The following is a 14,783-nucleotide window of genomic DNA, read 5'->3' as shown; positions in this document are numbered from 1 at the left end:
ATCATGTAACTATATTTTCTAACTAAATATTTTGTTTTGGTATTTTTCCAACATGTTTTTATCGAAATTAAAATACAAAAGAGATGTCAGGATCCTTCTGACATCTCATCATAAGTGTATCGAACAACATACTTATTTGTTTTCAACTTTTTTATTTCCACACATGGTCCAATTTCATAGCCATTGTGCCAGTTATCTTCAAGCTTTGCTTTTAAACATCCTGCTTGAAATTTAGATTGAAATGTTTGTTTCCAATAAATCCACCGTGGACTTTTTCCCATACCATTCCCTTGCCTTTCAATGATTTACTTTTATTCTATCCAAAATTCATACGAAAGTTTACCCTTTCATAAAAAAATGGGATTTTCTTTAACAGCTTTTTCCTGCGGCAAGGTCCAACTATTCTATATACACTCTACCCACTTACCCTATTTTATCTTCCATATCTAGTTTTTCCAATTCCTGTCGGCTTCGATTTTCATCTCGGTCACGCAGCCTGTGAGCCAATCTCGCAGCAGCACTAGCTGCGATACTTGCAACGAGGTCATCTAGAAAAGTATGGGTCTGTGCTTTAATTTCATCTAAGTCTTTAATAATACCCATTTTTGCTTTATCTAAATAACCGAATGTTGTCACAGCAATACTGCCAAAACCGAAGACAGATCCGAGTGCAATTGTTTCATCTACGCCAAAAAGTCCTTCATCTGACTGAATGATGGACAGCAAAGGTTCCGATAACTGACCTCTTTCTGCTAATTCGTCTAATTCGATCCCCACAAGGATTGCATGTTGTATTTCACGCTTATATAATACAGCATCAACACTTTCTAAACAGTCTTCCATTGTTAAACCGCTATAAAATTTAACTTGGAGATCGTACACGATTTGAGCAATATCCTCTATCGACACGCCTCGTTCTGTTAATTTTGTTCTTGCAGCTTGTTCAACAACATTTGATGGAACTGGTACTTTCATTTTAGCTTCCCCCTCAGTTACTAATGATCTAGCTATACTAAACATATCAAGTACATATGCTTTTCACGCAAAAGATCTTTTTTTCTAACTACTGTAAATATTTTAACACATGTTATGAAAGGGAGCACTTGGGGTTAACAATTACGTCACTAAACGAGGGCTTGCGCGTTTCATATAAAAATCTACACGTTTCGTAAAATAGTTCGTTTTGAAACCGAATTTTCTGCATATATGTTAGAATAATAACATCATCACGATGAAAATCTGGACAATGTGAAAGGTTGAAAAAGTAATGAGTAAACAATTATTCGGAACAATTAAAGAAGATCAAATTTACAGTAAATATTTAAAAAAAGAACTTCCCATTATAATCTATTTACCTCCTAACTACTCACCTTTATACAGCTATCATTTGCTCATAGCTCAGGACGGTAAAGATTACTTTCAACTCGGTCGAATCGCTCGCCAAGCCGAGGAGCTTATTTCTAATAATGAAATTGAAGACGTTATCATTATTGGGGTCCCTTATGAAAGTTTACAGGAACGAAGAGAGATGTATCATCCAGACGGAGTGCAAGCGGATGCCTATATTCGTTTCTTAGCCGAGGAGCTTGTTCCATATGCAGAAGATCATTTTCAAACGTTTTCACTTGCAGCAGGGCGAACACTTATCGGTGACTCATTAGCCGCAACGATTTCTTTAATGACTGCCCTGCATTACCCAAATACATTTGGTCAGGTTATATTACAATCTCCTTATATCAACCAAACCGTTTTGAAAGAACTGTCTTCATTAAAAGCACCCCATTTAAAAATTTATCACGTGATAGGCAGTGAAGAAACTAACGTAGAAACAACCAACGGAAAGCAAAAAGATTTTCTTACACCTAACCGCGAAATGAATAAATTACTAGTTAATTTGGGAATTACTTATCATTATCACGAATTTGAAGGCAACCATCGTTGGACGTTTTGGCAGCCCAATATTAAATCTGCGCTACTCTATATGTTTCATAAATAAACTTTGAAATAGGAGGACGATTTTATGAAATATGGAATTGCGGTGTTTCCATCAAAAGATTTACAGGACCAGGCCAATTCTTACCGAAAAAGGTATGATTCACATTATTCATTAATCCCTCCCCATATCACGATAAAAAATTCGTTTGAAATTGTGGATGAAAAATTGGATAGCTGTATTCAATATATAAGAAGTGTTACATCAACGATTTCACCATTTACTATTCATGTTTATAAAATTGACTCGTTTTTTCCTAAAACGAACAAAATCTTTTATAAAATTCGTTCTAATCCTTCATTAGAGCAGTTACATCGGTTATTACATCAAGGTATTATTAAAGAAGAGTTCACTCAAAAGTTCATACCACATGTAACGATTGCGCAAAACTTAACGAATCAAGAGCATTTTGATGTTCTTGGACAACTAAAAATGTATTCAATTAACCATGAAGAAACAGTTGATCGCGTCCAGCTGCTTTATCAGTTAGAAAACGGATCTTGGACCGTACATGAAACATTTCACTTAGGAAAGGATTGTTGAATTTGAAAGTAATCGTCGTAAACAATGAAGCCCAATTACAGGATGCCTATTCTGTACGAACTACTGTATTTGTTGAAGAACAAAAAGTACCTGAAGAAGAAGAAATCGATCAATTTGAAAAAGAAGCTACACATTTTGTCGTTTATGACGAAAATAAACCGGTCGGTGCCGGAAGATTAAGAATCGTTGATGGGTATGGAAAAGTAGAAAGAATTTGCATTCTGAAAAGTTATCGTAGTAAAGGAGTTGGTAAGTTTTTAATGGAAGAGATTGAAGCCCTCGGACGTAAAGATGGACTGACAAAGTTTAAGCTAAATGCACAAACACAAGCAGAAAAATTTTATAAATCCCTTGGTTATGAAACGGTTTCTGGTGAATTTCTCGATGCTGGAATCCCCCATGTAACGATGACAAAATCTTAAACACTTTTAAAATAAAAACAACTATCAAAAGCAGCTGATATAAGGAAACGTCAGTTGCTTTTTTCATATCTCTATTACGCGATAAGCTAACCACAAGCGTAGAATAATTTTTATTCTATAAACAATTGTCTATATCGTCATTCTTACAAAATTCATTGCATAACATTCTCATAAAGACAACCTTCTGAGGTGGGAGCGTAAATGAAAATCTTTACTGAATTTAAAGAGTTTGCAATGAGAGGAAATGTAATTGATATGAGTGTTGGTGTCATTATTGGTACAACATTCGCGAAGATTGTTCAATCGTTTGTGGATGATGTTTTAATGCCGCCTTTTGGATTATTAATCGGAAAAGTGGATTTCTCAAACCTATATATTAATCTTACATCTAACCATTACAATAATCTTTCAGAAGCTAGGGAAGCCGGTGTTCCGACGATTAATTACGGGGTGTTCTTGAATCATGCAATACATTTTATGATTGTTGCTTTCGTATTATTTTTGTTCGTCAGGCAAGTCAATCGTATTCGACGTCCATCTGGTGATCCACTAGATCATATGAAACAGAAAATGTGCCCTTTTTGTTTTTCAAATATTCCATTTAAAGCAACGAAGTGTCCGAATTGTACATCAGAATTAACAATTGATGAAAATAGTGAACCGCGAAAGCCGACCAAAATTACAATAAAAAAACGAACAGGTTAACGTCTTTTTCTCGTTTTGCGTACAGGTACGGATTTAGAGGCTGGTTGTTTCTTTATGTATTTTAAATATTTCTTAATTTCCTCATCATCCTTTAGCTTTTCAATCGTATTTAATCTAATCGCCATCTCTCGATTAGAATACAGGACATGAATTTGTCGATGGCATGGAAGACAAAGAAGCGCCGTTGGCAAATTCACTCCACCTTCCTCTCTTGGCGTTAAGTGATGCACAGTTCGTTCCAGCGCTTCTCGTTCACATAATTCACACGTTCCTACAGTAGCTTTACCCATGTCTTCTCCTCATTTTCTTTTATAAGAAAGATAGTTATTATTTAATATCATTTGCACTTGTCCTTCTTCAACTACTTTTTTTAAATAAGCACAGATAGCTGTTCGAAACAACGCCCACGACGTCATATTATTTATCTTCACTCCACGGAATTGACACAATTCAGCAATGACCGTCTCTAATGTTGTCGACTTTTCTCGGGAAATAATCTTTAACAAGTCCGCTTCAACCTTTTGATGATACAAAATGTTTTTTTGAACTGTATCTTTAAAACTCTCTTCATATTCACCGTGTCCCGGAACAGCACCTTTAACGTCCATACTTAATAATTTTTGCAGTGAACGAATGGTTTCTGTACCATCGACAATATATGGGATATTGTGTTTAAGTAGCGTCTCCTCCTCAAAATAGCTGTCTGCTGCATATAGAACATCATCCACTTGTAAAGCTAACATATGATAACTATGTCCAGATACATTATGTAAAGTTACGTTAAGTGATCCAATCGCAATAGTACCTTCCGAACACGTTTCATCAATTTTGACCGGTTTTCCTTCAACAAATTTATTTCTCAATTCTTTAAAGGGATAATTCCCATTTTGTAAATAAATCGGTTCCAAAACCGGAAAGTTGAGAATTGCTGACTCTAATTCAGGCGCATAAGTCAGGACGTCTTTTTTCTTTTTTAAGTAAGCCGCCCCTCCAAAATGATCAGCATGAGCATGTGTAATAAACAAATGAGTTAAGGGCCACCCTTTTTCATCTATTTGCTTAATTACTTTTTTTACAGCTGAGTCATCGAGTCCAGCATCAATTAAAATACCGTCTTCTCCATTTTTTATATAACCGATATTAACTGCTCCTTTAAAATAGAAGCATCGTTCATTAATTTGTTCTAGTTCCATCTTCTTGTCTCCTCTTTATTTGGTACATTCGTACAATCGCCATAAAAATAAAATTTATCCCAACAATTAAACTAATAAAAGGGCCGAATAGAAATTGATTTTCAACTGATAAACCTATGTAAAAAATAACACCTGATCCTATTGTAACAAGTATTCCAAGAATTAGAAAAGACACCATATTAATGCCTCCTGTTCTGTTTTTCAATGTAGTGTTTGCAAAATCGCCTTCTTCAACCCCAAAAAACAGGTCTTTCTTTAGACCTGTTGATCGAATAATAAACCTTTTTGGAATAATTGGTTTTCAATACGTCTTGAATTCGTATAGAGAGTAAGATGACCGCTCTCAAAATCCTTCTCTTTCTTATAATGCTCCATTAAGTCTAGCAGCTTTACCTTATGTACTTTTTCTTTCCTTCTAATTAATGCTAGTCTTACTGTCATTCGATTTCCATAATGAACAGCTACAATATTATGATGTGGAGGTACATATCCCAAAGCGTCTCCTCCTTACTTTTATGCAGAATATTCTAAATATTATATGTAACTGCTACTGAAAATATTCCAATTTTTTTATATAGTTGTTGTGAAAATTTCCTTTTGATTTTATTGAAACTTCATTGTGAAACTTCATTGATTTTGAATTTATCAGTTCCTATTATGTTGTTTTCCTTTATTATGTTTTGTGCTACAATGCTATTTTAGTTATTGTCCGTTCATTTTAAGGAGGAACCTGGAGTGGAAGTCGCATTTTGGAATGAACGCCTTGTTCAGTTAGCAAATATAGATGCCAGTCAATATCAACAACTTTATCGGGATAGTAAACATGGAAGACTAACATGTCCTCACTGTGGTAAGAAAATGTCTTTTTCAGTAAGCATTCAACACCCACCTCACTTTGTTCATGAAACTGATGACACAGAATGTGAAAAAGCAGTTTCGACCCTATTAGATAAACAACAAGAAGAACAAAACTCTAGTAGCCCTAATAAAACAAAAGTTGGATTCCGGTTACCAGAACGACGAACCATTACAAGTCATTCTTCAACTAAACCAGACGAAATCAATTGGAAAAAGCCTGAAATTGTCTGCCGTAACTCAAATTTTCAGGAGCAGAATGATACCACTAATGAAATTAGTCACACATATTATAAGGAGTTGTCACAAGAAGGATTCAAATTAGATCCCTATCAATGGGAAGCTGTGACGACAACTGAAGGACCACTACTTATTTTAGCTGGTGCAGGAAGTGGAAAAACAAGAGTACTAACCGCAAGAGCGGCTTATATGATGACCGAAAAACAAATTCCTTCTAATCGAATGTTGCTCGTTACATTTACTGCAAAAGCTGCGCGAGAAATGAAGGAAAGGATGCTCCAATACCCAAACCTTAAACCATCAGAGATTAGACAACTTCTTGTCGGAACTTTTCACAGTATTTTCTATAAAATGCTCATGCACCATGATCCTAACCGCTGGCATCAAGACCGTTTATTAAAATGGGAATGGCAGAAAGAAAGAATTGCAAAACAAGTCGGTCGTGAATTAGGTCTTGAAGAAAAAGAATTTGCTTACGATCAAGCTCTCACACAAATTGGGTGGTGGAAAAACAACTTAATTGTTCCTGATCACGTTGAACCGAAAGACCTCTTTGAAGAGCGAACGTTACATATTTACAAACAGTACGAAGACATAAAAGGAAAAGAACAATTATTTGATTTTGATGATATGCTCATTGGCTGTTATTATTTTTTATCAGAAAATCGTAATCTCCTAGAAAAATATCAAGAACGATTTTCCTATATTTCAGTCGATGAATTTCAGGATATTAATAAAGTGCAATACAAAATCGTTCAGATGTTAGCAGAGCCACAAAATAATTTATGTGTAGTCGGTGATGATGACCAATCGATTTACTCCTTTCGTGGAAGTAACCCTGCCTACATTTTAAATTTCAAAAAAGAGTATCCCGGAACCAAGACGGTGATTCTTGCTAAAAATTATCGCTCAGTTCATTCAATCGTAAGTACAGCTAGTTATGTCATTTCAAAAAATAAACATCGCTATGATAAACAACTTTCAGCGTTGACTAACAGTGATTTCACGCCGCTCGTCTTCTTTCCATTTGACGAAGAACTAGAGGCGACAATCATTGTAGAGGATTTAAAAAAACGCATAGCTCAAGGTGCAAGTCCATCCGATTTTGCTATTCTTTATCGAACCAACGTATCGACTCGTGCCTTATTCGAGCGCCTGGTTCATACAAGTTTACCTTTTATCGTTGAACAAGAAGGAGATTCTTTCTATCAACGTAAAACCGTTAGAAAAATTTTAGCATATATGCAATTATCGATTAATCCAAATCATACCGATGCGATGAGTGACTTGATCGGCGCTTTATTTTTAAAGCAAGATGTACTGCGGGAATTAAAAGCTTTAAGTATAATCGAGGATTGTTCTTTAGTTGAAGCTCTTACGAAATTAACACAGCTGCCGGCATTTCAATCAAAGAAACTAAAAACGATTGTTCCTCTATTTTCAAAAATTTCTTCGTTAAAACCTGTTGATGCTATTGATTTTATTGAAAAAGAAATGGGGTTAACCGATTACTTGAAAAAGCAAGGTAATGAGGGAAATACAATGGATAAAGGATCAGATGACGTAAGAGACTTACGAGTCGCAGCTCAATCCCATCAGTCTGTATCTGAATTTCTTGAGTACGTTGACCATATCATTCATAAGCATAAAGAAATGGTTTCTAATAAAAATACGATGACCGGTGAAGCGATTCAGTTAATGACCGTTCATCGTTCCAAAGGTTTGGAATTTAAGCAAGTATATGTTATTGGTGCTGTGGATGGCGGACTCCCCCACGACTATGCACTTGATGCTTGGCGTGACGGCAACGATGAACCGATGGAAGAAGAACGAAGGCTGATGTATGTAGCCATGACACGTGCTAAAGAAGCACTTTATATTTCAGCCCCTTCCATGCGCCGCGGTAAAAAAGCCATCCGATCAAGGTTTTTACGATAAAATAAATAAGTGCAATAAGAAATGGTAGCAGTTTACCTTTAATTAACTAAAGGTAACTGCTACCACAATGTTTCTTAGTCTTCACTTTCTATTTTAATTTCTACTTCTGTTCCGTCTATAAATGTTACTTCGATATCTAATTCAACGAATGACTTTTTCGATAATCCAGCGAGAATCTGTTGTGTTATATCACCCTTAGACATGCCGGATGTAATGGAAAGCTCATCCATGAAGTTTTTGTTGAAAACTTTTCCGTCGTTACTTACAACCTCTTCACTTCCGCCCTTTTTCTTATGAATGGTTAATTCACCTGCTTCACCGTCGTATTCTAACTCATAAAACAGATCACCTTTTAATTCCATTTCGATTGTAAGTTCATGAATTTCCTTTTTCATATTAATTAGTTCCTCCCTGATATAAATATTTTTAGTGCTTATATAAAATATGGATTTGCTTCTGTTGTGGTATAGGTGTTTTGCTATAAATTTTCATTTCGTAAGAATCAAAAGAACACCTAAATTAGGTGTTCTTTAAAGTACTTTATTTCTTTTTAGCTTTATTTCCACAATTACATCCTGAAATCGGTTTTGCTGTGTTAGCTTTATTCGTTGGAATAGGCCGAGCTACGAGTGGCTTCTTAGCTTTTGGCTTAGTTCCAAACGATGTATATGGCTTTGCTTGTGAAGAAATTTTCCTTTTGATCATGTCTCATTCCTCCAGTGCCTGTTTCTACTTGTATCATATGTTAAAAAACAAATAGAAGTGTCCTGAAGGAACGAATTTAGTCATTAACCCTTATCTTTATGCTCCGCATAAAGTATTAGTGACCACTTAAACTTATTCATTATCCTTTTGCTTCTTTTTTAACATATTGCTTCTAAGAAAAACTGATTCTGCGTCTACCTTTTGGGTCTCATGGTTAGAGATCTCAAAACGACGTTCAAAATTTGTACTCTGCGAAATGTTCATTCCTCTTTCACTTTGCCCACTATTCATGAGTTTGTTAAGTGTAAGATAACTTGGATTAGTTGATGGTGTTGATGCTGTCGTTGTTTGTTGTTCTTCAAGTACACTTTCTAATTGCTTTATTTTTTCTAGAGACTGTAAAATATCATTATCCTTTTCCACTAATTTTGCTTCTAATTCATTAATAACTGTATTCAACTTTTTTGTTTCTTCTATATAACTGTTTAACTTATCACCCTGAGCCTTTTCTTCATCAATAAACCGTTGTATCTTTTTATGAAGTGAAGAGTTCTCTTCTAATTTATAAGCGATCTCTCGTTCCAAATCATTACTCTTTGTACTAAGTTTATTAATGGTCCTGCTTAACGTTTCCTTCTCTTCAATAAAGTTTTGTTTTTCCTTATTATAATATTTTGATTTATCATCTAGCTCAATCTTTAGTTGTTCCAAATGATTTTTTAAGAGTTCATTCTCCTTCTTCAGTTCTTCAAGTTGCTGGTAATGGTAATTTTCTTGATAATCTTTTACCTTTTGTTTATAAATAGAAAGTTCCGATTGAACGTAGATTAATTTTTGTTTAATGACTTCTGGGTCATTGCGGTCATATCTTCTCTTAGAAATTGTCATCGTTAACTTCCCTCCTTCTTATAATAGCTGTGTTAATTTTTTATGATTTGATTTTATAAAGAATTCAACTAACAAAGCCTTTAAATCAGTACAATAAAAAGAGGTCTTCTTTTCACATTTCTTCCTATATAAACGTCACTCCATTTTATGCTAGCTAACGCTATTTCATAACATAAATTACTAACAGTTAAACCGCCCAATTAAAATTTTTACTCGCACACATCTAGACGAAATACATAATATACATTAGTCCTAATACCCAATTGGTTTTTTCAAAAAACAAAGAATCAAGGGGTAAATATTAAGAGGAGGGTAAACCATGAGTAAAACAGTGAGTGAAGAAGTTTGTATTAAAGTTCCTAAAGTCTTTGACTGGGTTACTCGTCAAGTTGAAATTCCACTAATGAGTTTTAATGGTGATGAGTTAGATGATTTGTTCGAATGTAAAGATAATGGGTTTAAACCTGAACAGGATTTGTGTGAATTCTTAAAGGACTTCCCAGGTTATACAGTTGAATGTAACTTAAGACCAAAGTCTATCCTTTGTCAGGAAATCCCCCAACATCCAGTTCGTCAAGCTGTTGAAGTGACTTTACCTAGCGGAGATACAGTAACATTACAAAAAGTTAAAGTATTAGTAAAAGGGTTAGTTGACGTAGCCATTTTAGATGCAACAGGCGACGTAGTCTGCAGAACAGTGGAGCCTATTCCATTCGCAACAGCACAAACTTTCTTCCTTTGTGCACCAGAAGGAACACAGTTACATTGTAAAGTTACGTATTTCCAATGTGATGCTGACGTAATCTGCAATGATGACTTCCAGCAACTTGATATCTCAATCTTAATCTGCTTAGATGTTCAAATGGAAGCAATCGTTAAGCTAGAAGTTAAAGCTAAACATTGCCAGCCTCGTGAGGAGTTACCAATTGCTGATATCGTATGTCCAATTGATCGCTTCCCACCACAATGCCCTGAGATTTTCCCAGGTCATTAATTGAAAAATAAAAAGAGGGGTCTCCCCTCTTTTTATTTTTTTTAAACTTTAACTAATTCTCTATAAAAACTGAACATACATATTTTTATATAGTGTTTTTTTAGGAGGGGAATAACTCATGAGTGGAAAAAGTAACCGTTCCTTTAACAAAGAGAACAATATTCAGCTCCAACAGAAGTTAATTCATTATCGATCAGAGGCATCTAAGTATAAACAACAATTAAATGATACAGAGAAAAAATTGGAAAGCGAGAAACAGAAGTTTGAAGACTTTGTTAGGAGAGTTAATGAAGATAAAAATACAACCAATGCGCAAGCTGTAGTAGATGACCGCACGGAAACAACGACCTATTTTTCATATTCAACCATACTTCCTGATCTTAAACAAGATGAAAAGGAAATTATGATTAATGGAAACTTTATCATCAAAAATACAGGGACAACTTTTCTTTCGACTCCGATTGTATGTATTAAAGTACGACCTGCTGGCTCAGCAACCCTTTCTGGAAAGATCAAGTTAACCGAAGCAGATGTAACCGAAAAGATTTTTGACATCTCTCCAGACAAAGAGTGGGAGTTTGTACACAAAGATTGGCGTACAAAAGTTAGAGAAACAGGAGAATATTGGATACGTCCGACACAACAAGAACTTGCTCCAAATGATGTACTAGTTTTTCCGAATTTTGAAATTGTCTTACATCAACCAGAAGACCAGAATCATGTAATCATTGATGGTTTTGTTTACTTTAAAGAACTTCCAACCGGAATTCCATCTTTAAACAAAATCATCATGAACTTTTAACACTTGATAATTGAGGACCTAGAGGCTGAAATCACTGGTTTCAGCCTCTTCTTTCTTTATTTCTAATCACAATATCCATATTTCCATTATCTAAATGAATGGCCCCTATAAGAAGTACATTTCAACCAAATTCCTACACCTTCTTCCATTCTTAAAAATACTATAACTATAAGTATCTATCACCAAATGTAGGAGGTTGCACTAGATGAACATATGCGTCATGGGGGCCGGTTATGTTGGACTAACAACAGCTGCAATCTTTGCCGAACAGGGACACAACGTTTCTTGCATTGATATTGATGAACAAAAGGTGGATCAATTAAAAAGAGGTAAAATTCCTATCTATGAGCCTGGGTTAGAGGAATTAGTGATAAAAAATCAAAACAATGGAACCCTTTCTTTCTCAACTGCATCAAAACAAGCTATTACTCATAGTGATGTAATTATGATTGCTGTTGGAACTCCTTCCTTACCAGACGGTAGTACTAATATGTCCTATATCAAAAGTGTAATTGAGACGATTTCTACACAGATTAATTCATATAAGATTATTATGACCAAAAGTACGGTTCCACCTGGTACGAATGAATGGATTAACCAGAAACTATTAAAAAAGGGTATTAACAGCGATTTATTTGATGTCGTTTCTAATCCTGAATTTTTAAAAGAAGGTTCTGCTATTCATGACTTTTTACATCCTGATAAGACAGTGATTGGCGTGAAACGAGAAAAACCTCTCGATAAAGTAAAGCAGCTTTATGAAGGAATACATGGAGAATTTATTATTACTAGTTTAACAGGTGCAGAGCTAATTAAATACGCCTCCAATGCCTTTCTAGCAACGAAAATCTCTTTTATTAATGAGATGTCAAGGATATGTGATGTATTTGGAGTGAATGTAGAAGATATTGCTAAAGGAATTGGAACAGATCCACGCATTGGCCCACTCTTTTTAAAACCTGGACTCGGATATGGAGGGTCTTGTTTTCCTAAAGATGTAACATCTTTAATTCATACAGCTAAAGTTCAAAAGATTGATGTGCCATTACTTGAGGCTACTAAGAAAGTAAACCAAACACAAATAGATATATATATTAATAAACTAAAAGCAGTTTTACAGAGCTTTCATAACAAAAAGATTACCGTTTGGGGACTATCGTTTAAACCGAATACTGATGATACTCGAGAATCACCAGCTGTAACAATGATTAATAGGTTGACTTCACTTGGTAGTTACATCCATGTTTTTGATCCGCTCGTTAACTCAGTAGGAGAAAAGGTCATTTTTCACGATAACATGTATGAAGCTCTTCGTAATTCCGATGCATTAATTGTTGCGACGGATTGGGATGTTTTTAAATCTCCAGAATGGAAAATGATGAAACAATTCATGAACCGTCCTATCATTTTAGATGGAAGAAACTTGTATGATCCAATTAAGTTACAAAAACTTGGCTTTGACTATATTGGAGTAGGTCGTGGTTAATCTATTTTTTCTTAGACAGCCATCCATTCCTAATCCTACTAGTTAACAAGGAGGTAAAATGTATGAAAGAAGTAAAACGAAATGTATTGCTTAACCCTGGTCCTGCAACTACTACAGATACCGTTAAATATGCTCAAGTCGTACCCGATATCTGCCCACGTGAGAAGGAATTTTGCGATGTAATGCGCTATATTTGTAAAGAATTAACTAGTTTAGTTGCTAATACTAGCGATTATTCTACTGTATTGTTTGGTGGTTCTGGTACAGCTGCGGTCGAGTCTATATTAAATTCTATTATTTCAGAAGATAATACACTTCTCATTATCAATAACGGTGCTTACGGACAACGAATGTGTGAGATTGCTAGTGCCTATCAGTTAAATTGGCTAGAATATAAAAGTGAACTAGATCAACCGATTGATATAAAGAACTTACAATCTTTTATTGAAGGATCTTCAAAAAAGATTACTCATCTAGCAGTCGTTCATAACGAAACAACGACAGGTCTATTAAATGATATTCAATTAATAGGAGAAATTTGCAAAAACCTTAAGATTTGTTTAATTGTAGATGCGATGAGTTCATTTGCCGCTATTCCTATTGATATGGAAAAGATGAATATCCATTTTCTTGCAGCAAGCTCGAATAAAAACTTGCAAGGAATGGCTGGTGTATCATTTGTAATAGCCAAAACCAGTGACCTTAGGAAAGATAAAAATAAACAACCGAAAAGTTACTATTTAAACCTTTTTGCACAATATGAATACATGTCAAAGACAGGTCAAATGCGTTTTACACCCCCAGTACAAACTTTATATGCACTAAAACAAGCGATTATTGAACTCAAAGACGAAGGAATTGAAAATCGATATAGGCGGTACTCTACATTATGGGAAGCATTAATTGAAGGGCTTTCCCGCCTCGGATTAAAACACCTTGTTCCTCTTGAACATCAATCAAAGATTATTACAGCGATATTAGAGCCTTCTTGTAAAAAGTATGACTTTAACGAAATGCACGATTTCTTTTATGAGAAAGGATTTACTATCTATCCAGGTAAAGTGAAAAATCTTAATTCCTTTCGTATTGCAAATATTGGTGACCTGACAATAGAAGATATGAATGCATTTTTGTTGCTTATGGAAGAGTATTTACAAAAAATTAAATATAAAATCTAATTAAAAAAATATGTCGTGCTACAAATGCTAGTTTTCGTAGTCACGACATATTTTCATTATACTAAAAACACTTATAGATAACCTTATTCAAACTTTTTTTTGAGTATCTTACCGTATATATTATAATCAAACTTCTTCGTCACTTCATATTCCTGACAAATACGCTTTAACTCTTTATAAGGGTGGGTTGAGATATCTTTATATAATGTCCCACCTTTTACAGGCCGAGTATGTTTTACTGGTGTTTGGTCAATAATTGCGATTTTATCAGTCGGATAATCTAATAGTTTAGGCCAAATAGAATCAAGTCCCCAACCTGATTGACTTTTTTGGAACGATTCCCAGCATAATTGTAGAGCTTTTCTTGAAAAGATCGGTACCATTACCTCAACAAAACGTGTATACCTAAGAATGTATTTAAGCCTAACCAAAGTGATTTTATGAGAATAATAAGAATCTCTTGTTAATGCAGGCTGTGCCAATAATAGATTGTACTGCATAAAGGTCCTAAACATTTTATTGATGGTTTTGCAATCTGTTTTAATATCATCGTCTGGTATCCATATGGCATCATATTTAAATATTTCTTCTCCAAATTCCTTTATCACTTCATACATTCTTGGCCATTTTGTATCTTTGGCAATTGCATAGAAATCACAATCATTGCTATAATCCCGACTCCCGTCACCATAATACTCAAGATACAGATCAAAGTTTTTATATTCTGATGATTTTAACCACTTTTTATGAAGAGAGGAGTCGCTCACTCTTGCTATAATTAAAAATCTATTTTTGCCGGAGTACCTTATGGGTTTGATCGTTTTCACTTCTGAAGTCATCC

At 34.7% G+C, this 14,783-nt stretch carries 19 protein-coding genes; 9 read left to right on the top strand and 10 right to left on the bottom strand.

All coding sequences use genetic code 11. The features are described from left to right. Window positions 1-86: 86 nt before the first annotated feature. Window positions 87-281 carry a hypothetical protein gene (locus tag AC2VNP_RS17020; protein WP_275117340.1) on the bottom strand — a complete coding sequence of 65 codons (195 nt, stop codon included), beginning with the start codon at window positions 279-281 and terminating at the stop codon, window positions 87-89. Between the two features lie 142 nt (window positions 282-423). Further along, window positions 424-975, bottom strand: coding sequence for a phosphatidylglycerophosphatase A family protein (locus tag AC2VNP_RS17015; protein WP_486918482.1), 552 nt, complete (start codon window positions 973-975; stop codon window positions 424-426). A gap of 292 nt (window positions 976-1,267) precedes the next feature. Between AC2VNP_RS17015 and AC2VNP_RS17010 the strand changes: the two genes are divergently transcribed. The 4 genes from AC2VNP_RS17010 (at window position 1,268) to mscL (ending at window position 3,663) form a co-directional block, all read left to right on the top strand. Continuing rightward, window positions 1,268-1,996 (top strand): alpha/beta hydrolase, encoded by a 729-nt coding sequence (locus AC2VNP_RS17010; RefSeq protein WP_486918481.1) that lies wholly within the window; start codon window positions 1,268-1,270, stop codon window positions 1,994-1,996. A gap of 24 nt (window positions 1,997-2,020) precedes the next feature. Then, window positions 2,021-2,536, top strand: coding sequence for a YjcG family protein (locus AC2VNP_RS17005; RefSeq protein WP_486918480.1), 516 nt, complete (start codon window positions 2,021-2,023; stop codon window positions 2,534-2,536). A 2-nt stretch (window positions 2,537-2,538) separates the two neighbouring features. After that, a complete protein-coding gene (locus AC2VNP_RS17000) occupies window positions 2,539-2,958 on the top strand; it encodes a GNAT family N-acetyltransferase (protein WP_486918876.1) in 420 nt (139 codons plus the stop codon). A gap of 201 nt (window positions 2,959-3,159) precedes the next feature. Continuing rightward, window positions 3,160-3,663, top strand: a complete 504-nt coding sequence (gene mscL, locus AC2VNP_RS16995) for a large conductance mechanosensitive channel protein MscL (RefSeq protein WP_486918479.1) — start codon at window positions 3,160-3,162, stop codon at window positions 3,661-3,663. Here the strand turns inward: mscL and AC2VNP_RS16990 are convergent. The 4 genes from AC2VNP_RS16990 to AC2VNP_RS16975 form a co-directional block, all read right to left on the bottom strand. Continuing rightward, on the bottom strand, window positions 3,660-3,953 hold the full coding sequence (locus AC2VNP_RS16990) for an HNH endonuclease (protein WP_486918478.1): 294 nt from the start codon (window positions 3,951-3,953) through the stop codon (window positions 3,660-3,662). The two genes, mscL and AC2VNP_RS16990, sit on opposite strands and share 4 nt — an antisense overlap. 9 nt (window positions 3,954-3,962) lie before the next feature. Next, on the bottom strand, window positions 3,963-4,856 hold the full coding sequence (locus AC2VNP_RS16985; protein WP_486918477.1) for an MBL fold metallo-hydrolase: 894 nt from the start codon (window positions 4,854-4,856) through the stop codon (window positions 3,963-3,965). Continuing rightward, entirely contained in the window at window positions 4,837-5,034 is a 198-nt protein-coding gene (locus tag AC2VNP_RS16980; protein WP_486918476.1) for a hypothetical protein, read from the bottom strand. Before AC2VNP_RS16980 ends, AC2VNP_RS16985 begins: the two co-directional genes overlap by 20 nt. 77 nt (window positions 5,035-5,111) lie before the next feature. Further along, the gene (locus tag AC2VNP_RS16975; protein ID WP_486918475.1) at window positions 5,112-5,351 is read right to left on the bottom strand and encodes a hypothetical protein; all 240 of its coding nucleotides are present in this window, start codon (window positions 5,349-5,351) and stop codon (window positions 5,112-5,114) included. Window positions 5,352-5,591: 240 nt separating this feature from the next. On the opposite strand from AC2VNP_RS16975, the gene AC2VNP_RS16970 reads away from it, so the two are divergent. Beyond that, on the top strand, window positions 5,592-7,889 hold the full coding sequence (locus tag AC2VNP_RS16970; protein ID WP_486918474.1) for an ATP-dependent helicase: 2,298 nt from the start codon (window positions 5,592-5,594) through the stop codon (window positions 7,887-7,889). Window positions 7,890-7,963: 74 nt separating this feature from the next. Here AC2VNP_RS16970 and AC2VNP_RS16965 read toward each other — a convergent pair whose 3' ends face one another. The 3 genes from AC2VNP_RS16965 to AC2VNP_RS16955 form a co-directional block, all read right to left on the bottom strand. Further along, entirely contained in the window at window positions 7,964-8,284 is a 321-nt protein-coding gene (locus AC2VNP_RS16965) for a hypothetical protein (protein ID WP_486918473.1), read from the bottom strand. Between the two features lie 145 nt (window positions 8,285-8,429). After that, on the bottom strand, window positions 8,430-8,594 hold the full coding sequence (locus tag AC2VNP_RS16960; RefSeq protein WP_486918472.1) for a hypothetical protein: 165 nt from the start codon (window positions 8,592-8,594) through the stop codon (window positions 8,430-8,432). Between the two features lie 132 nt (window positions 8,595-8,726). Next, a complete protein-coding gene (locus AC2VNP_RS16955; protein ID WP_486918471.1) occupies window positions 8,727-9,482 on the bottom strand; it encodes a hypothetical protein in 756 nt (251 codons plus the stop codon). Between the two features lie 319 nt (window positions 9,483-9,801). Between AC2VNP_RS16955 and AC2VNP_RS16950 the strand changes: the two genes are divergently transcribed. The 4 genes from AC2VNP_RS16950 (at window position 9,802) to AC2VNP_RS16935 (ending at window position 13,942) form a co-directional block, all read left to right on the top strand. After that, window positions 9,802-10,476, top strand: coding sequence for a BMQ_0737 family morphogenetic spore coat protein (locus tag AC2VNP_RS16950; protein WP_486918470.1), 675 nt, complete (start codon window positions 9,802-9,804; stop codon window positions 10,474-10,476). Window positions 10,477-10,594: 118 nt separating this feature from the next. Then, window positions 10,595-11,278, top strand: a complete 684-nt coding sequence (locus AC2VNP_RS16945) for a hypothetical protein (RefSeq protein WP_486918469.1) — start codon at window positions 10,595-10,597, stop codon at window positions 11,276-11,278. A 205-nt stretch (window positions 11,279-11,483) separates the two neighbouring features. Beyond that, window positions 11,484-12,764: a UDP-glucose dehydrogenase family protein gene (locus tag AC2VNP_RS16940; RefSeq protein ID WP_486918468.1), complete on the top strand. Its 1,281-nt coding sequence runs from the start codon at window positions 11,484-11,486 to the stop codon at window positions 12,762-12,764. A 62-nt stretch (window positions 12,765-12,826) separates the two neighbouring features. Then, on the top strand, window positions 12,827-13,942 hold the full coding sequence (locus tag AC2VNP_RS16935) for a 2-aminoethylphosphonate aminotransferase (protein WP_486918467.1): 1,116 nt from the start codon (window positions 12,827-12,829) through the stop codon (window positions 13,940-13,942). Between the two features lie 83 nt (window positions 13,943-14,025). Here AC2VNP_RS16935 and AC2VNP_RS16930 read toward each other — a convergent pair whose 3' ends face one another. Further along, window positions 14,026-14,781 carry a DUF707 domain-containing protein gene (locus AC2VNP_RS16930; protein ID WP_486918466.1) on the bottom strand — a complete coding sequence of 252 codons (756 nt, stop codon included), beginning with the start codon at window positions 14,779-14,781 and terminating at the stop codon, window positions 14,026-14,028. Between the last annotated feature and the right edge of the window lie 2 nt (window positions 14,782-14,783).

It is taken from the genome of Alkalihalobacterium sp. TH-98, from assembly GCF_057473385.1.
The sequence above is the reverse complement of the archived record's forward strand: the minus strand, read 5'-3'. Positions and strand labels throughout refer to the sequence as shown.